The following is a 23,812-nucleotide window of genomic DNA, read 5'->3' on the forward strand; positions in this document are numbered from 1 at the left end:
CGCGGTAGTTCTGGGGATCCGTCACATGCTGTCGATCACGGACTTCTTCATGATCGCGGCGTCCGCATCGGCCTTCTGGGCGAAGTCGACCCGGGTCCGGTAGTCCAGCGCGGTGACCACGCCGTCCTTGCGCCGGTACACCTCGACGGTGCCCTTGACGTTCACGTCCGCGCCGGTCTTGTCCTTGGCCGTGGAGGTGTAGTCGATCGCGACGCACTCCACCAAGACGTCCTTGGGGCACGGCAGGTTCCGCACGTTGCCGAGCTGCGCGACCTCTTCCTCGGTCTCACCTTCGACGATCCCCAGCAGGTACGCCTGCGCGGTGACCTTCTCCTTCTGCCGGACCCAGAAGAACCCGCGTGGCTGTCCGTCGGGTGCATAGGTCGCGACCTGCTTGCCCTGGGTCTCCTGGGTGACCAGGCTCCAGCCTGCGACCGGTACGAGCGACACGCCGAAGCCGACCGCGATCGCGTTCGACGGCGGCTGGTACGACGACTTCGGCGCCGTCGGCGTACCCACCGGCGTACTCGGCGTGTTGCTCTGGTCGGCCTTGTCGTCGCCACCGCCGGACAGCAGCACCAGTGCAACCGCGACCAGCGCGACCACGACCAGGCCGGCGCCGATCGGGATCAGCAGCGGCGGGAAGCCCTTCTTCTTCTTCTCCGGCGGGGGCCGCCGCAGCGACGGCGGCCCGACCTTGTCACCCCACGCCGACGAGGTCTCCATCGCCGGACCAGAACCCGGACCGGGACCCTGGCCAGGAGCAGGACCGGGAGCTTGTCCCGGGCCTGGTCCCTGCGCTGACCCGCCGTCCCAGGGTGACGGTGGCGGTGGCACCTCGAGGTCCCAGGGCGACGGCGGGAGCTGTTCCTCCGGCTCGGCGTCCGGCTCCGGCCCGGGGTCGTTGACCCAGGGGTTGCCGCTGGAACCCTTGTCGCGCTTTCCGCTCACTGACTCTTGACCACCGACTGCAGCATCGCCGTGGAGTCCGGCTGGATGGTGGCGATCTTGTCCTTGCGCCCGTACACCCGGATGATCGTGATCACGCCGTCGTTACGCTCGATCACGCCGACGAAGCCGACCACCGGCAGGCTGCCGTTCTGGCTGGTCGACACCGCGTCGAACTCCTGCGTGGTGAGGACCTTGACCGTGGTCTTGTCGTCCGGTCCCGGCTTGCTCACCTTCGGCTGGCCGGTCTTCACCGACGTCAGGTCCTTGGTCTCCGCGGACAGCAGCTTCGGCAGCACCGTGTCGGTGTTCTCACCGGCCTCGGCCTTCCAGGCGTTCACCATGAAGTACGCCTCGCCCTGCTTCAGCAGGTACACCCCGTCGAACCCGGTCAGGCTCTTGCGGATGTAGCCGGGCTGCGGCTTCACGTACACACCCTGGCCGACCTCGATGCCCTCGTCGACGTTCGTCGGTTCGGTGCTCTGGCCGGTCGTCGGCTGGGTGACCGGGCCCGGGTCCGCCTTCTTGTCGTCGCCGCCCTTGAAGACGAGCGCCAGGATGATGCCGATGACCGCGACCACGGCGAAGCCGCCGCCCGCGAGCAGCAGCGTCTTGCTGCCGCCGCCACGCTTGCGCGAAGGCTGACCGAACTGACCCTGACCCCACTGCTGCTGGCCGCCGTACTGCGGCTGGCCCGGGTACCCCTGCTGGTACTGCTGCTGACCGGGGTAGCCCTGCTGCTGCTGTTGCGGGTACTGCTGCTGACCCGGGAAGGTCTGCTGCGGCTGGCCCTGCTGCGGGTACGGCGCCTGCCCAGGCTGACCCTGCTGCGGCGGGTACGGCGGTTGACCGGGCTGGCCCTGCGGACCAGGCTGACCCGGCTGCCCGTAGCCCGGCGGCGGCTGCTGCGGACGCCCATACCCAGGCTGCCCCTGCGGCGGCTGCTGACCGTACCCAGGCTGGCCCTGCGGACCAGGCTGCTGCCCCGGCTGACCGCCGTACGGCGGCTGTCCGCCCTGGCCGCCCTGGCCGCCACCGTAGGGCGGTTGCTGGTTGCTCATGCCTGCGTCTCCCCAGTCGTCGCTTCGTACCCACCGGCGCCGGTCGGTGCTGTCACCCCGCGAGCGGACTTCGGCACAGACCGCACCGAGTTGCCACAGGCGGAGCAGAAGTCGGAGTGCGGGAGCAGCGGCATCTCACAGCGCGAGCAGAACGCCAGGTCGCCCGACGCGTGGTTGGAACCACCCCGGGCGGCAGACTCCAGCGCCGCCTCGAGCAGACCCTTGTGGAGCACCGTCCGGACCCGGATGATCAGCGCACCCAGCAGTAGCAGGCCCCAGACCACGCCGAGGATCGAACCGACGGTCGAACCGTGGCCGCCGACGAAACCGAGCAGGTAGACCCCGCCCTGGAACAGTGCGTTGACCACCATCGCCTGGAGCAGGCCGAACACCCAGCGCGGTGTGAACCCGTCGTACCCCTCGCCCAGGCCGGAGAACTCCGCACCCGCGAGGCCGGTGGCCGAGCCGTACACCAGTGGCTTGATGAAGCCGTGCAGCAGCACGATCGAGATCCACGTGCCGGCACTGCTGCCCGGACCGGCGAAGCCGCCGCTGATCCAGCCCCAGTGCAGCACCAGCGTCTCGAAGCAGGCGTACCCGACACCGGCCACCACACCGAAGGTGAAGCCGTCCATCAGGTCGTCGTACCGCGGCCGTGAGGCCAGGTAGAGCGGGCCGATCTGCCGGATCAGCTCCGACACCACCGGCACCAGCAGAAGCAGGATCAGCAGGTCCCGCCCGGACGGACCGGCGCTGTTACCGCCGATCGTGTCCAGCGAGAGCGTCAGCTTGTCCTTCCACAGCCAGGTGAAGACAGCCGCGAGTACGCCGGTCAGCACGAAGGCCGCGGCGACCACCGGGATCGGCTCGTCCTCCCAGAGGTTCACGTCGTACAAGTAGATGATGTAGACGATCGGGATGGCGAAGGCCGCGATCATGATCGCCACCGGCAGGGCGCCGAGCGCCGCCGTCACCACGGTCAGCAGCAGGGCGATGCCCAGCGCGACCTTGTAGGTGTACGGCTGCTGGCCGGAACCCTGCGGCATGATCGTCGAGACCAGTTTGAACGACGCCACCGGCTCATCCGGCCTGGCGGCGTACGCCTTCTTGCGCTCGGCATCCCCGGTACGCATGTCGTTGCCACAGTGGTGGCAGAAATGCGAGACCTCGGGGACGTCGGAGCTGCAGCGCGGACACACCACGCCATCCTCCCAACCTCGGACGTCCGGACCGGCGCGGGGCGCGCCGTCGGTGGCCGGCCCCGATCAACCCTGGGCCGAACCGGGACAGATTCTCGTACAGCCGGTCCCGGATTCATCATTTACCGCGCAAGGGTCACCTTTTCGTGTCCGGACCGTGGCCTGCGAGTTGTTCCCACACCTTGTCGAGCCGATGGTCCAGATCGTCGAGGCTGCCGGAGTTGTCCACGACAACATCCGCAACCGCCAAGCGGTCCTCACGCGAGGCCTGACTGGCGATCCGCTGATTCGCTTCCGTGTCAGACATCCCACGGTGCGACGTCAATCGCTGCACCTGCAGCTCGACCGGTACGTCGACCACGAGTACGACGTCGAACCTGTCGGCCTGACCGGTCTCGACCAGCAGCGGGATGTCGTGTACGACGATCGCGTCCGCCGGCGAGCCGTGCTCGATCTCGGCCGCCCGGGCACGGACCCGTGGATGGATGATCGCCTCCAGCGTCCGCCGGGCGGTCTCGTCACCGAACACGATCTTCCCGAGCGCCGGCCGGTCCAGGTCACCGTCGGCGGTCAGTACGCCGGGACCGAACGCCGCCACCACCTCGGCCAGCCCGTCGGTCCCGCGCGCGACCACCTCCCGCGCCAGTACGTCGGAGTCGATCACCACGGCACCCCGCTCGGCCAGCCGCGACGACACCGCGCTCTTGCCGGCGCCGATCCCGCCAGTCAGTCCCACTCTCAGCACCCCAGCACCCTATCGAGCGGCCTAGCATGGCTTATGGGGTGGTGGTCGAGGCGACGGGATGTGGAGGAGCTCGGTCACGTCCGGCTGATGGCTGAGGAGGACGTGGTCCAGTTCGGGGAGGAGCTGGCCCGGTTCGGTGAGCTGCTGGAGAGCACCGAACTCGATGCGGAGACCCGGCACGACTACCAGACCGCGCTCGACGCGTACGAGACCGCCGAACGGCTGGTCGACCGGCTCAGCTCGTTCGAGTCGATCAGTGCGGTCGTGGACACCCTGACCTCAGGACGCTACGCACTGGCGTGTGTCCGCGCCCGCGTGGCGGGCGATCCGCTACCAGAGCGTCGTACGCCGTGCTTCTTCAACCCGCAGCATGGCCCGGCCACCGGCAACGTGGTCTGGACACCACGCAACGGGCCGACCCGGACCGTGCCGGCCTGCGCCCAGGACGCGGCCCGGATCAAGGCGGGCGAGGACCCACCGGTCCGGATGGTCCGGTACGGCGAGCAGCAGGTGCCGGCGTGGGAGGCAGGGGCTCCGAACGAGCCGTACCGGATCGGCTTCTTCTCCGCGAGCGGCGCCCGCGCGCACGTGATGGAGCTGAAGATGCGGCTCAAGGGTGAAGGCCGCGGCCAGTGGGGCACGGACCTCGGCAAACCCCGGATCCGCCGCCCCTACGACTGATTCACCCGCGCGTGCGCGATCCCGGAGTACTCCAGGCTCGGACCGATCGGCTTGCCGTCCGCACCAGTCAGGTGGTCCCGGACCAGGTCCTCTGCGGTCGCGTTGCTCACCAAGGTCAGTCCGCGCGACGTGACAAAGTCCTTTACGTCCTCAGGATCCAGGCCAAACCGCAGCGGCTCGTTGTGCCGCTCGAGGTACGCCCGGAGCTTCTCGGCCCCGTCCGCGGACCGGTAGACGTAGTCGAACGCCACACTCGATGCCGGCGCGAACCGGCTGATTGTCGCGAGCGTGTCGTCGATCGCGTCCGCGGTCAGGTACGGCGTGACGCCTTCCCAAATGAAGAGCGTGGGCACGGACAGGTCATCGAAGACGTCGGCCAGCTTCTGGCTGTGGAAGTCGATCGGGGCATACCGGACCGCGGCCTCCCCGAAAGCCCGCCGTACCCGCTCCTGCTTCCACGCGCTGGTGGCCGGATGGTCGACCTCGACGAACGCCACGTCCGGGAACTGCGGACCGAACCGATAGGCCCGGGTGTCGGCACCAGCGCCCAGGATCACGACCTGCTTGATGCCCGCCTCGAGCTCCGTGAGCAGGATCGCGTCGAGGTGCTTCGTCCGGGCCGTGATGAACAGCGACAGTCCGGCAAGCTCACGCTCGGCCCACAGCAGCGCGATCGCCCGCAGCGGGCGCACCCGGAGCAGCAACTGGTAGCGGCGGCTGATGAGCCGCTCAGCGAGGTGATCAGGGTTGTGACGGACCGGGTCGGTCGAGCGGGCGCCGGCCGCGCGCAACGCGGCGACCCCTTCCGCTGTGTGACTGCGTGCTGACGTCTCGTCCACGCAGAGACCGTACTAGGACAGCCGAAGCCCCCGCACCCAGAAGGATGCGGGGGCTTCGAAGGGTCGAACTGATCAGCCCTGGCCGGTCAGCTTCTCGCGGAGTGCCTGCAGCGCCTCGTCGGAAGCGAGCGCACCCTCGACGGGAGCGTCGTCCTGCGGGGCGGAGCTGCTGCCGCCACCGGACGCCGAGGAGTACGTCGACGCCTCGCCGGCCTCGACGTCCGCCGTCTTGGCGTCCTCGATCTGCTTCTTGTGGGCCTCCCAGCGCGTGTGGGCCTCGGCGTACTGCCGCTCCCACTCCTCGCGCTGAGCGTCGAAGCCCTCGAGCCACTCGCCCGTCTCCGGGTCGAAGCCCTCCGGGTAGATGTAGTTGCCCTGGTCGTCGTACGTCGCCGTCATGCCGTAGAGCGTCGGGTCGAAGTCGTCCGAGACCGGGTCGACACCCTCGTTGGCCTGCTTCAGCGACAGCGAGATCCGGCGCCGCTCCAGGTCGATGTCGATGATCTTCACCATCACGTCGTCGTTCACCTGGACAACCTGCTCCGGGATCTCGACGTGCCGCTCGGCCAGCTCGGAGATGTGCACCAGACCCTCGATGCCCTCCTCCACGCGGACGAACGCACCGAACGGAACCAGCTTGGTGACCTTGCCGGGCACGATCTGGCCCATCTGGTGGGTCCGGGCGAACTGCTGCCACGGGTCTTCCTGGGTCGCCTTCAGCGACAGCGAGACGCGCTCGCGGTCCATGTCGACGTCCAGCACCTCGACGGTGACCTCCTGGCCGACCTCGACCACCTCGGTCGGGTGGTCGATGTGCTTCCAGGACAGCTCCGACACGTGCACCAGACCGTCGACGCCGCCGAGGTCCACGAACGCACCGAAGTTGACGATCGAGGAGACGACACCCTTGCGGATCTGGCCCTTCTGCAGCTGGGTGAGGAAGTTCATCCGCACCTCGGACTGCGTCTGCTCCAGCCACGCCCGGCGGGACAGGACCACGTTGTTGCGGTTCTTGTCCAGCTCGATGATCTTGGCCTCGATCTCCTGGCCGACGTACGGCTGGAGGTCGCGGACGCGACGCATCTCGACGAGCGAGGCGGGCAGGAAGCCACGGAGGCCGATGTCCAGGATGAGGCCACCCTTGACGACCTCGATGACGGTGCCGGTGACGACGCCGTCCTCTTCCTTGATCTTCTCGATCGTGCCCCAGGCCTTCTCGTACTGGGCGCGCTTCTTCGAGAGGATCAGACGGCCTTCTTTGTCCTCCTTCTGGAGAACCAGGGCCTCGACGTGATCGCCGACGTTGACGACCTCGTTCGGGTCGACGTCGTGCTTGATCGACAGCTCACGGGAGGGAATCACGCCTTCGGTCTTGTAACCGATGTCGAGGAGAACCTCGTCCCGGTCGACCTTGACGATGGTCCCTTCAACGATGTCGCCGTCGTTGAAGTACTTGATGGTCTGATCGATCGCCGCGAGGAAGTCTTCCTCCGACCCGATGTCATTGACCGCTACCTGCGGGGTGGTGCGAACTGCGGGGTCGAGAGGTGCCTCGATGCTGGCCGTCATGTGGTGGGTTGCTCCGTGGACTGGTGGTGTTGTGCGGTCGCGCTAAGTTCCGTTGGATCGCATCAAACCGCTGGATTGCCTGAAGAGCACAGATTCACCACCGACTGCTGCGAGCACGAGCCTGCTCCGTCCGAGGTCGCGCGGGCCCATAGCGCATCTCACAGAATACCGGTCTTGACGAAGGCAGCACAACCTGGGGCACCCGGTCCCTACCGGCCGCCCGCCGAGGTGTCCCGACGTGCCATCGATCTCAATGTACGACGTCCAGTGCCGGACGTCCTCCGGAGAGGGTGCCGGTGTCCACCATCCGGGAGACCAGACGGTGCGCGGCAGCGGCGACTTCGTGCTCCGCCGCGCGGGAAGCCAGGTCCAGGAGAGCCCACAGATCGGCCGCCCGGCCGAGGTCCACGAGCCGCTCCCCCAGGCCCATTCCCCGCAGGACCTCCAGCACGGCGCCGGCCAGAACCGGGTCCTCGCAGAACCGGAAAAGGTTTCCAACATCGGCGTACGGCGATCCCGCGTGGGCGAACTCCCAGTCGATCAGCCCGGTGATCCGCGCCGTCGCCGGGTCGACCAGGAGGTTCTTCGGGTTGAAGTCGCTGTGGACGAGGCAGACCCGGTCGACGCCGTCGGCCATCAGGTCCTCTGCCTCGTTCAGAACGACCGCAAGTCGCTCCGGGTCCAGTCCGAGGCGGAGACCGGCGGCGTACTGCTCTAGGTCGCCGAGCCCGAACGGCTCCACTGCCAGCTCGCCGCCACGGAACATCCCGGACTGAAGGAACGGCATCCCGCTCAGCCTCGCCAGCACCTCGCCGAGCTGCATTCCGACCGTCCGGCGCTGCTCCTCCGAGGCCGTGTCGAGAAAGACCTGCAGATTGACCCCGGGCAGCCGCTCCATGAGCAGGTACGGCGGGTCGTCGTACGACCCCTCCCGCTTCAAGTCCAGCACCCGTGGCACCGGTAGCAGGCCCCTGACCAGTTGGAGCAGTGCAGCGTCGACGGCAGCCCGGTCCGGGTCTTTCACGTACAGCTTGAGTACTGCGTCCTCGCCGCCCGCACTGACCGCGAACGTCTGGCCGCCGTAGCCCCCGGTGAGAGGAACGGCACTGGCTGCGAAGTCGTCCATGCGCCCGACACTAGAGTGTGCGCGTGAATAGGCCGGTATGGGTGGAGCTGAGCGAGGCGGAGGCCTCGCGGGCCAGTCGTGCCTACTGGGATTCGGCGGCCGACGAGTACCTGGAGGAGCACGGCGAGTTCCTCGGTGACGACCGGTTCATCTGGTCCCCGGAAGGCGTCGACGAGTCATCGGCCCAGCTGCTCGGACCGGTCCGGGGTAAGCGGATCCTCGAGGTCGGCTGTGGTGGGGCGCAGTGCTCGCGCTGGCTGGTCGGTCAGGGCGCCGACGTGGTCGCGTTCGACATCTCGGTCGAGCAGCTGCGGATCGCCCAGGAGCTGGACGCGCGGACCGGTACGACGGTCCGCACAGCCGCGGCCGACGCGACAGCACTGCCCTACCGGGACAGCTCGTTCGACATCGCCTGCTCGGCCTTCGGCGCTCTCCCGTTCGTGGCCGACGTCGGTACGGCGTTCCGCGAGCTCGACCGCGTGCTGAGGCCCGGTGGCCTGCTGGTGTTCTCCGTGACCCACCCGTTCCGCTGGACCATGCCGGACGACCCATCGCCCGCCGGTCTGCGGATCACGCACTCCTACTTCGACCGGACGCCGTACGTCGAGGTCGACTCCTCCGGTACGCCGGTGTACGCCGAGCACCACCGGACCACAGGTGACTGGATCCGTGAGCTGACCGGAGCTGGGTTCGTCGTCGACGATCTGCTCGAGCCGGAGTGGCCCGCCGGACACGAGCTGGTCTGGGGCGGCTGGGGGCCCGAGCGTGGCCCGCTGGTCCCCGGAACGGCCATCTGGACCGCACACAAAGGACTGGGCACATGACCCGATTCCCAGCAGTCGACGGCCTACGTGCAATCGCTGCGGTCGCAGTGGTGACCGCAATGGTCGGACTGCACACGGACGCGCCGTTCGCCGGCGTGGTGTCCAGGTTGGATGTCGGCTGGGCGATCTTCTGCGCGGTCTCCGGGTTCCTGCTCTACCGGCCGCATGTGCTCGCGTGGTTCTCCGGCACGCTGCCGCCGCTCACGCTCCCCTACTTGCGCAGCCGGGCGCTGCGGATCCTCCCCGCCCTGCTGGTCGCCGTCGTCCTGTCGATCGTCTTCGTCCCGCACCCAGCGACCACCTACCTCAAGTGGGCGGTCTTCACTCCACTCCCCTTCTACCTGCTCCTCCCCGGCCTAGGCAGGCTGCTGACCGGGTACGAGCGACCGACTCGCCGCAGTGTCCGCTGGCGGCTCCTCGTGCTGGTCGCGCTGACCGTCATAGGACCGGTCTGGATGGCAGCAGTCCCACAGGCGGCTCTCTGGCTGCCCGGGTACCTCGGCTGGTTCGCGGTCGGCATGGGTCTGGCGCTGTGGCAGGTCGCCCGCGCCACAGGTCGACTCGGACCGTCGACACTCGACACGCTGACCAGAGTGCCCGGCACGCTCTGGGGAATCGCCGCAGCCCTCCTACTGATCGCCGCGACCCCACTAGCCGGGCCATACGACCACTCCGTGCCCACACCGGCCCAGGCACTGCTCAAGAGCCTGCTCTACACGGTCATCGTGGCGTGCGTGCTCTTCCCGGTCCTGACCCCCACCGCACGGACAGTACGCGTGCTGGGTGGTCGTCCGGCACAGATCGCCGCACAACTCTCGTACGGCGTGGTGGTGTACGGGTTCGTCGTACTAGGCCTGCTCCACGGACCGTTCGTCGTACAGCTGCCGGTGACGCTGGTGGCATCGGTCGTGATCGCGGCCGCGAGTTACCGCCTGATCGAGCGGCCGGCGCTGCGCTTCGGAGTACGCCGGAAGAACACGGCAGTGGCCAGGACCGCTAGCAACGCGACCAGTCCGAGCAGTAGCCCGGCACGGTAGGCCCGGTCGGGCATGAAGGCTGCCGTGACGACCTGCTCGGGTCCGGCCGGTACCACCCAGCCCTGCTGCCAGCCGCCGATCCGGATCGGCGTGAGCTTGTGGCCGCTGCTGTCGTACGCCTCCCAGCCTTCGTTGTAGTTCTGTGCAACCGCCAGCACCGACTGCTGGTCCGCGTCCGGCACCTCGACAGTCAGCTCGGCCGGGTTCGGACGCCACACGTCCACGCCCTGCACCGGCGTCACAGACACGTCACCGAACCCAGCCTTGGCCAGCGTGGTCTCGATCGGCACGAGCCCGCGGTTCGCCAGCACCTCCACGTCGTGTCGCCCGGACCGCAGGGGGACGGACGTCAGCTGTCCACACAGGCTGAACGAGACCGGCCGTCGTTGCAGCAGGTCCTGCATGGTCGCCACGACCTGCGTCTGCAGTTGTACGCCGTCGATCCGGAGAGTCGGCCCGTTCCCGCAGTACGGCGTGATCCGGCGATTCGGATCGACTGCCTTGCGCAGGTCGTCCGCGCCGAGCACCTCGACCTCCGTCACGCCGACCGGGCTCCGCCGAGCGTCCTGCAACGGCTTAGTCGCGGTGAAGTCGATCTCGATCGTCCGCGCGTGCCGCTTCGCGAACCGGACGTTCCCGTCGGCGTCGACCGCGGCCCGGATCGGCACGCTGCCGTCGAAATGCAGCATCACCTCGGCCGGCCGCGAGCCATCCAGGTAGGTGTCGGACCGGAACCGCAGCCCCTGCACATCCCTTGCCGCCGGCAACTTCACCGTCAGGCTCGGCGCCGGGTCGTCCGGGTCCGCGATCCAACCGGTCCCGGTGTCGCGGTCCACGGCCGCACCTGGCCGCCCTTCCGGTGCCGTGACCGCCCGCGAGGATGCCGTTGCCGTGATCGCACCCGGCATGAACAGCAGCCGCTCGAGCGCGTCACCCTCCTTCGCCAAGGCGGTCCCTTGCACCTCGTACGACGCGGCCGACGGCAACTGCACGTTGCGGGACAGTCCGTTCGACTCATCCGCAGCCTGGGCCTGGCCTTTGCTACACAACGCCCGTACGCCGACATGCAGACAGGCGGACCGTCCGATCTGCCGATTCCGCAGTACCACCGCACTCGGCTGCCGGTCGACCGCCTGACCGCCGGCGTCCGTTTCGATGAACGGCAGCCCGTCGAGCTTGCCGTCCGCGTCCGCACTCAGCACGGCGCCTCCGCCCCCGCCGAGCGCAGTCACGACGGTCGGTACGTCGTCAACCGTGCCACCGACCGCGACGAGCCGGGACCGCGGGAGCAGTCGGCCCGGTGTGGTCGGCCCGACGTCGTAGATCTCGACAGTCGGGTACGGGAGGCGGGTCTGCCCGGCCGGGCCGAAGTACGCGACTCGCTTGATGCCGGCGTCGGCCAGACTGTCGTGGACCGCCAACGCGGGCACACCGTCCGTCTGGTCGTTGCGCACCACGACGTATCGGACGCCGTCGCGGGTGAGCTCCTGCCGCAGAGTCTGGTCACCGACGCCGGAGTCGATACGACGCCGGACATCATCCGTGAGCGCAGCCATGGGTCGCTTGACCAGGGCGGCGAGTGGCTCGGTCGTATTCGACAGGACCAGCACACTGCCCGGCGCGGCCTGCTCGTCCAACCACGCCGCCGCCCCATGCCAATGTGCCGGGATCGTGGTGAACGCTCCGTCTGGTCGAGCGGCAACCACAGGCACCGCTGCGGCCACTGCCAGACAGGTGACGAGCACAGGTACGACGCGACGGTGGATGCTTCGGGACGCCGCCAGGCTGGCCAGCCGGCGCAGGTAGTGCGCGGCGGCGAGGGCCAGCGGCAGGCCGATAGCCACACCGATCGCCGGTTGCCAGCGCGGGCCTGGCGGCGCATCGCCGTACCGGATGACCAGCAGCAGCGGGATCAGCCACCAGAGCGACGCCGCGACCACGAAGCCGAGCCAGCCCAGTGCGAGCTTCACCTTCGCGCGACTGAGCAGCCAGATCGCCGGCACGATCAGCGTGGCGGCCGCTGCGACCGGATTAGCACCACCGATCAGCGCGAACGCGAGAGCCGACCAACTGACCCGCCACCAGCCGGACCGGGCACGCGGTGAGACGAGAGGCAGCAAGACCCAGGGGGCCATGGCCATCGGCCACACCTCGATCGGCAGCTCACCGAACGTCCGCGGGATCAGCGCGTAGAACAACGCGACGGCGAGACGCGTCCAAGGCACGCCGTACTGCAGGACGTTGCAGAGCTTCCAGACACCGAGGAACGCGACACAGAGGACCAGCGACCACCACAGGCGCTGGGCGATCCAGTCCGGCACAGACAGCGCGTCCAGCAGCCAATGGAACGGTCCCATCGGCAGGAGGTAGCCGTAGGCGTCGCTCTGGACCTGGCCGAACGCAGTGTGCGGATCCCACAAGTGCAGTGCGCGCGAGAGGAAGTTGCCCGGTGCAGCCGTCAGCTCGAGCTTGCTGTCCGGAACGATCTTGCCGGGGGCTTGCTGGAAGCACAGGGCAATCAGAGCCAGGCAGCCCAGCACGAGCCTCGCTCGCCAGACCACCTGTTCCGCACTGCCTGTCTTCAGCCTCCCCACCGGCGGGACATTAACGGATCCGGCGGCTTCCGGACGGCATCGTTGCCGTACCGTGAGGTCGGCAATATCACCCAGCGATCCGAGGCAGCGCAGAATGACGTCGGGCACCACCCAACCGCAGGCGCCCCGCAGTGCCTTCCTGCGCAGTGCCACGGTCGTCGCGGTCGCGATGGCGATCATGAACGTGGCGGCCTACGGGTTCACGCTGATCGGTTCCCGCCGGCTGATCCCGGAGCAGTTCGGCGCGATCACTGCCCTCCTGGGCCTGCTGCTGATCGGCAACGTCGCCTCACTCGGACTGCAGGCTGCCGGAGCTCGTCGGCTCGCCACACACACCGGGGACGGCGCGGCTTCTCTGGCCGACGCGATGCTGCGGGCAGGCCGTCGGTCTGCTCTCGGACTCACCGTGCTCTGCCTAGTACTGACGCCGCTGTTCATGTGGCTGCTGCACATCGACTCGGTCGTCGCGATCCTGCTGCTCGCACCGACTCTGGGCAGCCTCACACTGATGGGCTCACAGCTCGGCGTCCTGCAAGGCAGCCACCGCTGGACCGAGCTGGCCGCCATTTACTTCTCCACGGGCATCGGCCGACTGGTGCTCGGTGGCGGCGCGCTGCTCATCCACCCGTCGCTCGACTGGGCGATGGCCGGCCTTGCGCTCGGTGCCGTCGTACCCGCTCTGCTGGGCCAGTTCTTCCTGCGTGGATCGAGCGGTGCGACCGGCGAGCAGGTCAAGGAGGCACTGCGGGAGACCGTGCACGGCACGCACACCCTGCTGGCGTTCTTCGCGCTCGCCAATGCGGATGTGCTCTTCGCTCGCGCCCTGCTCGACGAGAAGGACAGCGGGTACTACGCGGCCGGTCTGATCATCGCGAAGGCCTGTCTGTTCCTGCCGCAGTTCGTCATCGTGCTGGTGTTCCCGTCCCTGGCGAACTCCCCCGGCGACACCGTCCGGCTGCGGCGCGCGATACTGGCCGTCGCCGGCCTGGGCGTGTGCGCGGTGATCGGCACTCTGATCCTGCCCGGCGTCGTGGTCGAGGTCATCGGCGGCAAGGACAAATACGCGCCACTCGGTCCGTACACCTGGATGTTCGCAGTGGCCGGCTCGGCGTACGCCGTACTGCAGTTGGTCGTGTACGCCGCGATCGCGCAGCAGGAGAAGCGCGCCGCACTGGGCATCTGGGCCGGCCTGGTCGTCCTGGCGGTCGCAGCAAGCATCGTGCTCGGCGCCCATATCGCCACCGGCCTCACCGGCGTGAAGGTGCTGGTCGCGATGACCAGCGCCTGCGCTCTCCTGCTCTCCGGCGGCCTGGCGGCCGGACTGCACCGCCAGGCCACTTAGCTCACCAGAGACTGGATTTGGCGAAGCGCCGAGCAATGGTGTTCGCCAGCACCAGGAGGACCAGTCCGATCACCGACCTGAACAAGCCGATCGCCGCGGCATAGCTGAACTGCGGCACCTGGGATGCGAAGCCCAGCTTGTACACATAGGTGTCGATCACTTCCGAGGTCTGCAGGTTCAGCGTGTTCTGCAGCAGCAGGACCTTCTCGAACCCGGCCGACATGATCGACCCGATGTTCAGGATCAGCAGGATCACCGCGACCGGGCGGATCGCCGGCAGGTCCACGTGCCAGATCCGGCGCAGCCTGGACGCGCCGTCGACGATCGCGGCCTCGTGCAGCTCGGGCGACACGCTGGTCAGCGCGGCGAGGTAGATGATCGCCGAGAAGCCCATCGTCTGCCAGGCACTCGACCAGACGTACAGATGCCGGAAGTAGTCCGGGTTGTTCAGTACGTCGATCGGCCCGATCCCGAACAGACCGAGGAACTGGTTCAGTACGCCGGTGTTCGGGTCGACGATCACCACGATCAGCCCGACCACCACCACGGTCGAGATGAAGTGCGGTGCGTACGTGATCAGCTGGACGGACCGTCGGTACCACCGGCGCCGGGCCATGTTCAGCCCGAGCGCCAGCAGGATCGGCAGCCAGAACGTCGCGAACAGCTCGTACACGTGCAGGATCAACGTGTTCTTCATCAGCCGCCAGAACTGGTACGACTCGACGAACCGTTCGAAGTGCTTGAAGCCGACCCACCGGCTGCCGAAGATGCCGTCGACGACGTTGTAGTCCTTGAAGGCGATGATCGCGCCGTACATCGGCCAGTAGGCGAAGATCGCCAGCCAGATCAACGGCAGCGCGAGCATCACGTACAGCTGCCAGTGCCTGCGCATCCGCGCGCCGAGCCCCAGCGCCTGCTTCGTCGGACGGGCAGCACTGTGCGCGGGCGTCCGTCGTACCAGAGTGTCTGTAGTCATGACGTCATCCCTTCAGTGAGCCGACCATGGCGCCCTTGACGAAGTGCTTCTGCACGAAGGGGTAGATCAGCAGTGGCGGGATGATCGCGATCACGATCAGTGAGTACTTCAGCTGCTCCTGCAACTCCTTCATCCGGATCAGCTCGGCGGTGTCGCGGACCTGGGACGGATCGAAGTTGTTCTGGATCAGGATCTGCCGGAGCACCATCTGCAGCGGGAACAGGTGCTCGTTGGTCAGGTAGATCAGCGCGCTGAACCACGAGTTCCATTGGGCAACCGCGTAGAACAGCAGGTTCACCGCGATGATCGGCTTGCTCAGCGGCAGCACGATCCGCCAGAAGAACCCGAAGTCGGTGCAGCCGTCGACCTTCGCGGCCTCGGCCAGCTCCTCGGGGATCGTCGACTGGAAGAAGGTCCGGGTGATGATCATGTTCCAGACCGCGAGCGCTCCCGGCAGGATGATCGCCCAGCGGGTGTTCAGCAGCCCGAGCCGGTCGACCACCAGGTACGTCGGAATCAGGCCGCCGCTGAACATCATCGTGAACACGAACAACGCCATGATGATGCCCTTGCCCGGCAGCCCACGCCGCGACAGCGGGTACGCCGCCAACAGCGTCAATGCGGTCGCGATCAACGCACCGCCGATCGCGTAGATCACCGAGTTGCCGAAGCCACTCACGATCGAGTCGTAGTCGAAGATCGCCTTGAACGCCTCGAGGCTGAACCCGACCGGCCAGAGCCAGACCTTGCCGGAGACAACGTTCTTCGGGTCGCTCAGCGAAGCGCTGACCACGTAAACAAGCGGGTAGAGCACGGCCAGCGTGAACAGGCCGAGCGCGGTGTAGTTGCAGATCATCACGATCCGGTCGGACCGGGTCTCGCGGACCGGTGCGGGTGCCCCGGTCAGAGCTGTTTCTGTAGCTGTGGCCACGGTCGTCACCCCTGGTAGGTCTCGTAGGCGGCTTGCTGGATCTCCAGGTAGGGCTGCAGTCCGATCTTGTTAATGCGGTTCTTGTAGTCGTTCCACTGCCCGTCGTCGGCCGGGTCGAGCTTCCCGGTGACGAACTTCGCCATCGACGACGTGACCTCGCCCTTCAGGTTCAGGCCGATCTCCGCGTCCTGCGCGGCCTGGTCGGCCTCCAAGGTGACGGGCGGGAACTGCTGCTCCATCGGCTGCTTGAACGGGAACAGCTGGTCCCGGGTCTGCTCGTACAGCGGTGACTCGAACGTCGGCTTCTTCGGGTTGACCCGCTCAGCCAGCCGGAAGTCGCCCGACCGGTACATCACGCCGTACTGGTCCCAGGTCTTGCCCTTGGTCGCGTCGGTGTTCCAGGAGTCGAATCCGTACACCGACTGCTTGCCGTTGATGCCCTTGTCACCCTTGGCCGACCAGCGGATGTCCGGACCGGCGTACGAACGCAGTACGACTTCGAGATCCATCTGATAGTCGGCCCAGCGGACCAGCAGGTCAGGCCGCCGGCACTTGCGAGTGACGACCAGAGTCGAGACCTCGAGGCCGACGTCGAGGTAGTCCCACGGCGCGATCTGGACACCGCCTGGGCCCTTGAGCGGCTCCATCGTCTGGTACTGGCGCCAGCGGGCGTTGGGATCGACCAGGTCCAAGGTCATCAACGTGCCCCAGTAGTACACCCGGGCTCCACCGAGGATCGGCCCGCTCGGGTTGTCGCCGTACCGTTTGATCTGGTCCTCGTTCGCGGTGAAGATGTCCTTCGCCAGCAGGCCGTCGGCGTACAGGTCGTGCAGGTACTTGAGGCCCTCGCGCCATTCGTCCTTGACGTAGGTGACGCCGACCTTGCCGTCGTCGACGACCAGCCACGGCTCGCCCGGGTTGTAGAGGAACGCGTTCATGAAGTAGGTGTCCAGCGGCTGATCCTTGTAGCCGCCGAACGGAATCGTCTTGCCACCGCCGGCGAGGTCCGCCTTCTTGAACGCCGTGAGTACCTCGCGGAACTCGTCCGTCGTCGTCGGCATGTCCAGGCCGACCTTGCGCAGCCAGTCGGTGTTGAGAATGGCCCGGCCGTTCGAGGCGCGGCAGTGGTAGCAGTCGTTGATGTCCGGGAAGCTGTAGATGCCCTTGTCCGGGGCAACCATCAACTTGCGCGCCTCGGGGTAGTCCTTCATCGCCTGGTGCAGGTTCGGCGCGTACTTGTCGAGGTACGGGTTCAGGTCGACGAACAGGTTCTGCGCGCCGTACAGATACAGCTGCGAGCGGGTGAAGGTGATGCCGAGAAAGGCGTCCGGTACGTCGCCGGCCGCGATCATCGCGTTGACCTTCGTCATCGTCTCGGCGTCGTTGCCCTTGCCGGCCACCTGACGCCACTGGATCCGGATGCCGGTCTGCTGCTCCATCCAGCGGGTGAACTCGTTCTTCTCCCAGTCGCCGACCGTCAGGCTCTGCGGTACGACGACGGTGAACGTCGCCGGCTCGGTGACGATCGCTCGCCGCTCGCGGGCCACCGGTCCGACGTACCCGGGCGGGTAGATGATGCCAGTCCTCTTCTGGCCGAGTGTGGTGGGTGGTGCGCTCAGGCTGTCCGGTGCGGCACCGGCGGCGGCCTCACCTGAACTGCAGCCGCTCAGTAGACCGCTGCCGCCTGCGGCCGCGATTCCGAGCGCACCTGCGACCACCGCGCGCCGCTTGACCGGCGTGGTCCGGATGTCTTCGTGCATCCCGCCTCCCGATGCCAGCTAGGGAATATCCGATAGGATCTCGGATCTTTGCCCGGGAGGATGACACACAACCCGGCGGCACGGAAGAGGTCGGCGGTCACCGGCCGGAATCGGCCGGTCACTGTCAGGATCTTGCAAGCAAGCGCTTTCCGCTGAACGTTTCACATGTGACTTCTTGCAAACCCGGCTTCGGTAGGGTGCTGCCATGCCGACCCCGAAGTTCATCCTCGACCTGCGCGAGAAGATCGGGCACGACCTGCTCTGGCTGACCGGCCTGACCGGTGTCGTGCTCGACGATCAGGACCAGGTGTTGCTGGTCCGGCGTGCGGACACCGGCAACTGGGCGCTGATCGGCGGCATCCTCGAGCCCGGTGAACAGCCGGCCGTCGGCCTGGTCCGGGAGATCTTCGAGGAGACCGCGGTCGAGGCCGCCGTCGAGCGCCTGCTCAGTGTCGAGTCGTTCCCGCCGGCCAGCTACCCCAACGGCGACCGGGTCCAGTTCCTCGACCTGTGCTTCCGCTGCCGCCCACTCCGCGGCGAGGCTCGCGTGAACGACGACGAGTCCGTCGACGTCCGTTGGTGGCCGCTCGACGGCCTACCGCCGCTCCGCGACACCGACCTGATGCTTCTCCAGCGCGCCCTCTCCCCCGACGGACAGCCGCTCTACCTCACTTCCGAAGACTGAGCTGCAGGTCCCGTAGCCAACGCTCGCTCATCGCCGGCTGCCGCCCGAGCTCGTCGGCGAGCGCACGCCGTACGTCGGGGGTCCGCCCGGCGGCCACCACCTGGACCGCCTCGGCGAGCGCCAGCCGCGTCTCCTCCGCCCGGCGCGGTTCGGCGACGTCGGCGTCGGACCAGCGGGTCCGGCGGAACGACTCGGCTGTCTTCGGCTGGGTGTTGCCGAAGTACGACCAGAGCCGCCCGTCCAGGGAGACGTTGCGGATCGCGGTGGCTGGGAGCTCGCCGGCGAAGTCCGCGTGCTGCTGCCAGCGCCAGGTATTCGGGCTGGTCTTCGTTCGCCAGGTGATGCCGACGAACCGCAACTGCCGGCGGATCACGTCCCACTGCGCCCGTTCGTCGTCGATCCACTCACGCAGTACGGCGTACAGGTTCTCGAAGGTGGAGCCCTGGTAGACGAGGTCGACGAAGACCGTCGGCCGGCCGCGCATCAGCTCGGCCGGCGCCAGGCCCTCCGCGGTCAGGTTGGTCCGGAGCTGGCGGAGCTCCTCGGCGGTGAAACCCTGCCCGCTGAGGCCGTAGAGCGACAGCGGGAGCGGGTGCAGACGGGAGCTCCACCCGGTGTCCGCGAGCGCGCCGCTGAGCAGGTCGTACAGGCTGTCGACCGACCGGCCGACGAAGTGCAGCTCACCGTCGGCGCACTGCCCGAGGACTCGCGCCGCGCACTCGATCAGGCCGTCCAGGAAGAACAGCGGCGGCACCTCGACGCCGTCGAGCATCGAGCCGAGCTGATCCGGCCGGACCAGATCCCAACGAAACGGCCGGTTCGGCTGGTCTGGCCGGTTCAGCTCCGGCACGGGCTCAGTGGGCGGCTTCGTGCCAAGTGCGGCCGACGCCGACCGACACGTCCAGCGGGACGTCCATCTCGACGGCGGCGCCCATGTCGCGGCGGACCAGCTCCTCCAGCGGCTCCCGCTCGCCCGGCGCGATCTCGAAGACCAGCTCGTCGTGCACCTGCAGCAGCATCCGTGACTTCAGTCCCGACTCACGCAGCGACCGGTCGACCTTCAGCATCGCCATCTTGATCACGTCCGCGGCCGACCCCTGGATCGGCGCGTTCAGCGCCATCCGCTCGGCCATCTCGCGGCGCTGCCGGTTGTCGCTGGTCAGGTCCGGCAGGTACCGCCGCCGGCCCAGGATCGTCTCGGTGTACCCGGTCTTGCCGGCGTCGATCACGATCGACCGCAGGTAGTCCCGGACGCCGCCGAAGCCCTCGAAGTACTCGTCCATCAGGCCCTTGGCCTCGTCGACGCCGATCTTCAGCTGCTGACTCAGCCCGTACGCCGACAGGCCGTACGCCAGGCCGTAGTTCATCGCCTTGATCTTGGCCCGCTGTGCCTGGGTCACGTCGCCCGGCTCGACCGAGAACACCCGGGACGCGGTCACCGAGTGGAAGTCCATCCCGGAGTTGAACGCGTCGATCAGGCCCTGGTCCTTCGAGACGTGCGCCATGATCCGCATCTCGATCTGGCTGTAGTCCGCCGACATCAGCGACTCGTTGCCCTCGCCGACGACGAACGCCTGCCGGATCCGGCGGCCCTCCTCGGTCCGGATCGGGATGTTCTGCAGGTTCGGGTCGGTCGAACTCAGCCGGCCGGTGGCCGCGATGGTCTGGTTGAACGTGGTGTGGATCCGGGCGTCGCGCGGGCTGATCGTCTTCAGCAGCCCCTCGACCGTCTGCCGCAGCCGGGTCGCGTCCCGGTGCGCCAGCAGGTACGCCAGGAACGGGTGCTCGGTCTTCTCGAACAGCGCCTGCAGCGAGTCCGCGTCCGTGGTGTACCCGGTCTTGGTCCGCTTGGTCTTCGGCATCTGCAGCTCGTCGAACAGCACCACCTGCAGCTGCTTCGGCGACCCGAGATTGATCTCCTTACCGATCACCTCGTACGCCGAGGTGGCCGCCTCCCGTACGCCGGTGGCGAACCGCTCCTCCAGCTGCTCGAGGTACGGCCGGTCGACCGCGATACCGTCCCGCTCCATCGCCGCGATCACCTGGATCAGCGGGAGCTCGACGTCCGCGAGCAGCGCCGTACCGGCCTGCTTCTCGAGCTCGGCGTCGAGGGTGTCGGCGAGGTCCGCGATCGCGCGCGCCCGCAGCATCGTGTGGTCGGCGGCTGGGCCGCCCTCGATGTCGTCGAAGCTGAGCTGCCCGTTCTCGGCCTCTTCGTTGCGCAGCTCACGCTTGAGGTACCGCACGGTGAGGTCGGCGAGGTCGTACGCGCGCTGATCCGGCCGGACCAGGTACGCACTCAGCTGGGTGTCCGAACTCAGACCGGCCAGGGTCCAGCCCCGCTCCAGGAAGCCGAGGAGCGGACCGTTCACGTCGTGCAGCGCCTTGGGCTGCTTCTCGTCGGCCAGCCAGGTCTTCCAGGCCGACTCGTCGTCGGGCGTCAGCACGGTCGGGTCGAACCAGGCAGCTTGGCCCGACGTGCCCGCCAGCGCGAGGCCGGTGATCTCGCCGGTCCCACCACCCCAGCTCCCCTGCACCGCGACGCCGATGCGCTCACCGGTGCTCGCGTGCTCCTTGAGCCAGGCAGCCACCTCGCCCGGCTTCAGCTGCACGCCGTCCAGCTCGAAGCCGTGGTCGACAGTCGCGTCGACCTCCTCGTGCTCGGCGACCAGCCGCTCGCGCAGCACCCGGAACTCCAGGCTGTCGAACAGCGTGTGCACCTTCTCGCGGTCCCACGGAGTCCGGACCAGGTCGTCCACCGTGACGTCCAGGGTCAGGTCGCGGACCAGCTCGTTGATCTGCCGGTTCCGGATCACGTCGGCGAGGTGCTCGCGCAGCGACTCGCCGGCCTTGCCCTTGATCTCGTTGACCCGGTCGATCACGTCGTTCAGCGAGCCGAACTGGTTCAGCCACTTGGCCGCGGTCTTCGGACCGACCCCGGGCACACCGGGCAGGTTGTCGCTCTGCTCCCCCACCAGCGCCGCGAGATCCGGGTAGAGCCTCGGAGTCACGCCGTACTTCTCCTCGACCGCGGCCGGGTCCATCCGGGCGATCTCGGACACGCCGCGCTTCGGATACAGCACCGTGACGTCCTCGCTGACCAGCTGGAACGCGTCCCGGTCACCGCTGCTGATCAGCACCTCGAAGCCCTGCTCGGCGGCCTGCGTCGCGAGCGTGGCGAGGATGTCGTCGGCCTCCCAGCCGTCGATCTCGGTGGTCGGGATCCGGAGCGCCTCCAGCACCTCCTTGACCAGCGAGACCTGCCCCTTGAACTCGTCCGGCGACTTCGAGCGGCCGGCCTTGTACTCCGCGTACTGCTCGGAGCGGAAGGTCTTGCGGGACACGTCGAACGCGACACAGATATGCGTCGGCTGCTCGTCGCGGAGCATGTTGATCAGCATCGAGGTGAACCCGTACACCGCGTTGGTGTGCTGCCCGGTGGTGGTGGAGAAGTTCTCCACCGGGAGCGCGTAGAACGCCCGGTACGCCAGCGAGTGCCCGTCCAGCAGCAGGATCCGCGGTCGCCCGGTGCCCGGGGTCGCGGTGTCCTTGGTCATCGTAGAAGTGCCTGTATCTGGAGCCACACACCGACTCTAGTGGGTCCCATGGACAGTTCTGACACACTGCTTCCGTGACAGATGAAACGAACCTCGGACCAGGCATGGGCATGGAGGGCACCCTCCTCCAGCTGATGGGAATCGTTGTCAGCGAAGCGTCACCCGAGCGGGTGGTCGGCACGATGCCCGTCAAGGGCAACACGCAGCCGTACGGTCTCCTCCACGGCGGCGCCTCCTGCGTGCTCGCGGAGAGCCTCGGCTCGATCGGATCCGCACTGCACGCGGCGACGTACGGGAAGGTCGCGGTCGGCGTCGACATCAACGCGACCCATCACCGCGCGGTCCGCGAGGGGACGGTCACCGGGGTCGCGACGCCGATCTACCTCGGCCGTACGACGACGTCGTACGAGGTGGTCGTCACCGACGAGCGGGACAAGCGGGTCTGCACCGCTCGGATCACTTGCCAGCTGATTCAGGCTCCGCCGGGGAGCTGATCACGCCGAGCTGTGCGCGGCGGGCGAAGGCCGATCGGCGGGACGACAGCAGGGCGAGCAGGTTCGGCGCGTGCTCGGCTGCGAGCCGGCGACGGACGGTGAGCGTGTTCGCGAACCGCAGTACACCGGCCTGCCCGAGACCGAGCCGGGCCAGGAAGCGGTTCGCCTCGCGGGCGATCGCGGGCGCGACGACGGCGAGGTGGGCGCAGCTCTCGTGCTCGGCCCAAGCGACCGCCTCCGCGATCAACGCCTTGCCGAGACCGTGCCGGCGGGCGGAGTCGCTGACGTGCAGGTACTCGACCGTGACCGTGGTGTCGTCGTGCAGCGGGCTGACCGCGGTCCGGCGCAGGTACGCCATACCGTGCACGTCGCCGTCCAGCTCGACCACCAGCAGCCGGCCGAACGGATCGTCCAGGTGCTTGCTGACGGCAACCTCCGCGGCGGCCGTCGACGGCGGCGCCGGCAACCGGGACGGCAGCCCGGCGGTGGTCAGCTCACGCCACAACGCGACCAGAGCGCCGGCGTCGGTCTCTCGGGCGTCCCTCACCTCGATGGCTGCCACCACAGCGACCTCCTGGGTCCGGTCCACCCCCGAGGTGAACGGACGGGCCGATACGCTCGTCCTCGCGCAACAGTAGGCCCTCCGGGGTCACATGCAAAGCTGACCAGAGCTGTCCGGAGGGACCAGGTTGTTCATCGGAATCGGGACCGTCGTGAACGTTGCGACGGTGCTCGTCGGATCGGTACTCGGCGTACTCGTCGGGCATCGACTCAGTCACCGGACCAGGGAGCTGGTCACCGACGCGATCGGCCTGGTCACGCTGCTGATTGCGATCTCCTCGGCACTCACCGTCGGCGACAAAGCGCTCAGCGACGCGGTCGGCGACAGCGCCCCGGTGCTGATCGTGCTGGGCGCGATGCTGATCGGCGGGATCATCGGCTCGCTGCTGCACATCGAGGAACGGCTGGAGGGCTTCGGCTCGTGGATGCAGCGCCGGTTCGACCGCGGTGAAGGGCAGAGCACCTTCGTCGAAGGGTTCGTGTCGGCGTCGATGGTGTTCTGCGTCGGGCCGCTGACGTTCCTCGGCTCGCTGTCCGACGGTCTCGGCCGGGGCGCTGATCAGCTGTATCTGAAGGCGGTACTGGACGGGTTCACGTCGATCGCGTTCGCCGCGTCGTTCGGCTGGGGCGTGGCCGCGTCCGCGCTCGTCGTTCTCGTAGTACAGGGATCGATGACGGCGGTCGGCGCGCTGCTGGGCGACGTACTGCCGGATGCGCATGTGACCGCGCTCGGCGCGACCGGTGGCGTGATGCTGATCGGGGTGGCGCTGCGGCTGCTGAAGATCAAGCAGGTCGCGGTCGCCGATCTACTGCCCGCGTTGATCGTTGCCCCGCTGCTGGTTCAGTTGCTCGTTGTCATCCGCAACTGAACCAGCAGCATGGG

At 67.9% G+C, this 23,812-nt stretch carries 21 protein-coding genes; 7 read left to right on the forward strand and 14 right to left on the reverse strand.

The genetic code is table 11. The features are described 5' to 3' along the window. Positions 1-21 precede the first annotated feature (21 nt). The 4 genes from EV650_RS09450 to coaE all read right to left on the reverse strand — a co-directional run bounded on the left by EV650_RS09450 (position 22) and on the right by coaE (position 3,953). On the reverse strand, positions 22-726 hold the full coding sequence (locus tag EV650_RS09450; protein WP_134117364.1) for a hypothetical protein: 705 nt from the start codon (positions 724-726) through the stop codon (positions 22-24). 221 nt (positions 727-947) lie between these two features. After that, positions 948-2,009: a hypothetical protein gene (locus EV650_RS40670; RefSeq protein WP_202874440.1), complete on the reverse strand. Its 1,062-nt coding sequence runs from the start codon at positions 2,007-2,009 to the stop codon at positions 948-950. Beyond that, positions 2,006-3,142, reverse strand: coding sequence for a PrsW family glutamic-type intramembrane protease (locus EV650_RS09460; RefSeq protein WP_238174103.1), 1,137 nt, complete (start codon positions 3,140-3,142; stop codon positions 2,006-2,008). The genes EV650_RS40670 and EV650_RS09460 overlap by 4 nt, the downstream gene beginning before the upstream one ends. Positions 3,143-3,344: 202 nt before the next feature. Continuing rightward, entirely contained in the window at positions 3,345-3,953 is a 609-nt protein-coding gene (gene coaE / locus EV650_RS09465; protein ID WP_134117368.1) for a dephospho-CoA kinase, read from the reverse strand. 87 nt (positions 3,954-4,040) lie between these two features. Here coaE and EV650_RS09470 point away from each other — a divergent pair, with 87 nt between their 5' ends. Continuing rightward, on the forward strand, positions 4,041-4,634 hold the full coding sequence (locus tag EV650_RS09470) for a hypothetical protein (protein WP_134117370.1): 594 nt from the start codon (positions 4,041-4,043) through the stop codon (positions 4,632-4,634). On the opposite strand, the gene EV650_RS09475 is transcribed toward EV650_RS09470, so the two are convergent. The 3 genes from EV650_RS09475 to EV650_RS09485 all read right to left on the reverse strand — a co-directional run bounded on the left by EV650_RS09475 (position 4,625) and on the right by EV650_RS09485 (position 8,168). Beyond that, complete coding sequence (locus EV650_RS09475) at positions 4,625-5,473, reverse strand: class I SAM-dependent methyltransferase (protein ID WP_134117372.1); 849 nt, start codon at positions 5,471-5,473, stop codon at positions 4,625-4,627. The two genes, EV650_RS09470 and EV650_RS09475, sit on opposite strands and share 10 nt — an antisense overlap. 72 nt (positions 5,474-5,545) lie before the next feature. Then, on the reverse strand, positions 5,546-7,042 hold the full coding sequence (gene rpsA, locus EV650_RS09480; RefSeq protein WP_134117375.1) for a 30S ribosomal protein S1: 1,497 nt from the start codon (positions 7,040-7,042) through the stop codon (positions 5,546-5,548). Positions 7,043-7,292: 250 nt separating this feature from the next. After that, positions 7,293-8,168, reverse strand: a complete 876-nt coding sequence (locus EV650_RS09485) for a phosphotransferase family protein (RefSeq protein ID WP_134117377.1) — start codon at positions 8,166-8,168, stop codon at positions 7,293-7,295. Positions 8,169-8,191: 23 nt separating this feature from the next. Between EV650_RS09485 and EV650_RS09490 the strand changes: the two genes are divergently transcribed. Together EV650_RS09490 and EV650_RS09495 are read left to right on the forward strand one after the other, a co-directional pair. After that, positions 8,192-8,992 (forward strand): class I SAM-dependent methyltransferase, encoded by an 801-nt coding sequence (locus EV650_RS09490; protein ID WP_238174104.1) that lies wholly within the window; start codon positions 8,192-8,194, stop codon positions 8,990-8,992. Next, entirely contained in the window at positions 8,989-10,029 is a 1,041-nt protein-coding gene (locus tag EV650_RS09495) for an acyltransferase family protein (RefSeq protein ID WP_134117379.1), read from the forward strand. The genes EV650_RS09490 and EV650_RS09495 overlap by 4 nt, the downstream gene beginning before the upstream one ends. Here EV650_RS09495 and EV650_RS09500 read toward each other — a convergent pair. Next, positions 9,918-12,623 (reverse strand): alpha-(1->3)-arabinofuranosyltransferase domain-containing protein, encoded by a 2,706-nt coding sequence (locus EV650_RS09500; RefSeq protein ID WP_238174105.1) that lies wholly within the window; start codon positions 12,621-12,623, stop codon positions 9,918-9,920. The genes EV650_RS09495 and EV650_RS09500 overlap by 112 nt on opposite strands. A gap of 94 nt (positions 12,624-12,717) precedes the next feature. Here EV650_RS09500 and EV650_RS09505 point away from each other — a divergent pair, with 94 nt between their 5' ends. Next, on the forward strand, positions 12,718-13,965 hold the full coding sequence (locus EV650_RS09505) for an MATE family efflux transporter (protein WP_134117383.1): 1,248 nt from the start codon (positions 12,718-12,720) through the stop codon (positions 13,963-13,965). Position 13,966: 1 nt separating this feature from the next. Here the strand turns inward: EV650_RS09505 and EV650_RS09510 are convergent, their stop codons facing one another. From EV650_RS09510 to EV650_RS09520, 3 genes are read right to left on the reverse strand one after another with little or no spacing between them, the layout of a single operon-like run. Then, the gene (locus EV650_RS09510; RefSeq protein WP_134117385.1) at positions 13,967-14,941 is read right to left on the reverse strand and encodes an ABC transporter permease; all 975 of its coding nucleotides are present in this window, start codon (positions 14,939-14,941) and stop codon (positions 13,967-13,969) included. Positions 14,942-14,945: 4 nt separating this feature from the next. After that, positions 14,946-15,872, reverse strand: a complete 927-nt coding sequence (locus EV650_RS09515; RefSeq protein WP_238174106.1) for a carbohydrate ABC transporter permease — start codon at positions 15,870-15,872, stop codon at positions 14,946-14,948. A gap of 5 nt (positions 15,873-15,877) precedes the next feature. Beyond that, on the reverse strand, positions 15,878-17,632 hold the full coding sequence (locus EV650_RS09520) for an extracellular solute-binding protein (protein ID WP_134117389.1): 1,755 nt from the start codon (positions 17,630-17,632) through the stop codon (positions 15,878-15,880). Positions 17,633-17,837: 205 nt separating this feature from the next. Between EV650_RS09520 and EV650_RS09525 the strand changes: the two genes are divergently transcribed. Continuing rightward, positions 17,838-18,317: an NUDIX hydrolase gene (locus tag EV650_RS09525; protein WP_134117391.1), complete on the forward strand. Its 480-nt coding sequence runs from the start codon at positions 17,838-17,840 to the stop codon at positions 18,315-18,317. On the opposite strand, the gene EV650_RS40675 is transcribed toward EV650_RS09525, so the two are convergent. Both EV650_RS40675 and polA read right to left on the reverse strand, forming a co-directional pair. Continuing rightward, positions 18,301-19,167 (reverse strand): hypothetical protein, encoded by an 867-nt coding sequence (locus tag EV650_RS40675; RefSeq protein WP_238174107.1) that lies wholly within the window; start codon positions 19,165-19,167, stop codon positions 18,301-18,303. The genes EV650_RS09525 and EV650_RS40675 overlap by 17 nt on opposite strands. A 4-nt stretch (positions 19,168-19,171) precedes the next feature. After that, entirely contained in the window at positions 19,172-21,874 is a 2,703-nt protein-coding gene (polA, locus tag EV650_RS09535; protein WP_134117393.1) for a DNA polymerase I, read from the reverse strand. A gap of 104 nt (positions 21,875-21,978) precedes the next feature. Between polA and EV650_RS09540 the strand changes: the two genes are divergently transcribed. Then, positions 21,979-22,368, forward strand: a complete 390-nt coding sequence (locus tag EV650_RS09540; protein ID WP_134119984.1) for a hotdog fold thioesterase — start codon at positions 21,979-21,981, stop codon at positions 22,366-22,368. Here EV650_RS09540 and EV650_RS09545 read toward each other — a convergent pair. Continuing rightward, positions 22,331-22,930 carry a GNAT family N-acetyltransferase gene (locus EV650_RS09545; protein ID WP_238174109.1) on the reverse strand — a complete coding sequence of 200 codons (600 nt, stop codon included), beginning with the start codon at positions 22,928-22,930 and terminating at the stop codon, positions 22,331-22,333. The genes EV650_RS09540 and EV650_RS09545 overlap by 38 nt on opposite strands. 151 nt (positions 22,931-23,081) lie before the next feature. On the opposite strand from EV650_RS09545, the gene EV650_RS09550 reads away from it, so the two are divergent. Further along, complete coding sequence (locus EV650_RS09550; protein WP_238174110.1) at positions 23,082-23,798, forward strand: DUF554 domain-containing protein; 717 nt, start codon at positions 23,082-23,084, stop codon at positions 23,796-23,798. The last annotated feature ends 14 nt before the right edge of the window (positions 23,799-23,812 follow it).

It is taken from the genome of Kribbella kalugense (assembly GCF_004365875.1).
GTDB lineage: Bacteria > Actinomycetota > Actinomycetes > Propionibacteriales > Kribbellaceae > Kribbella > Kribbella kalugense.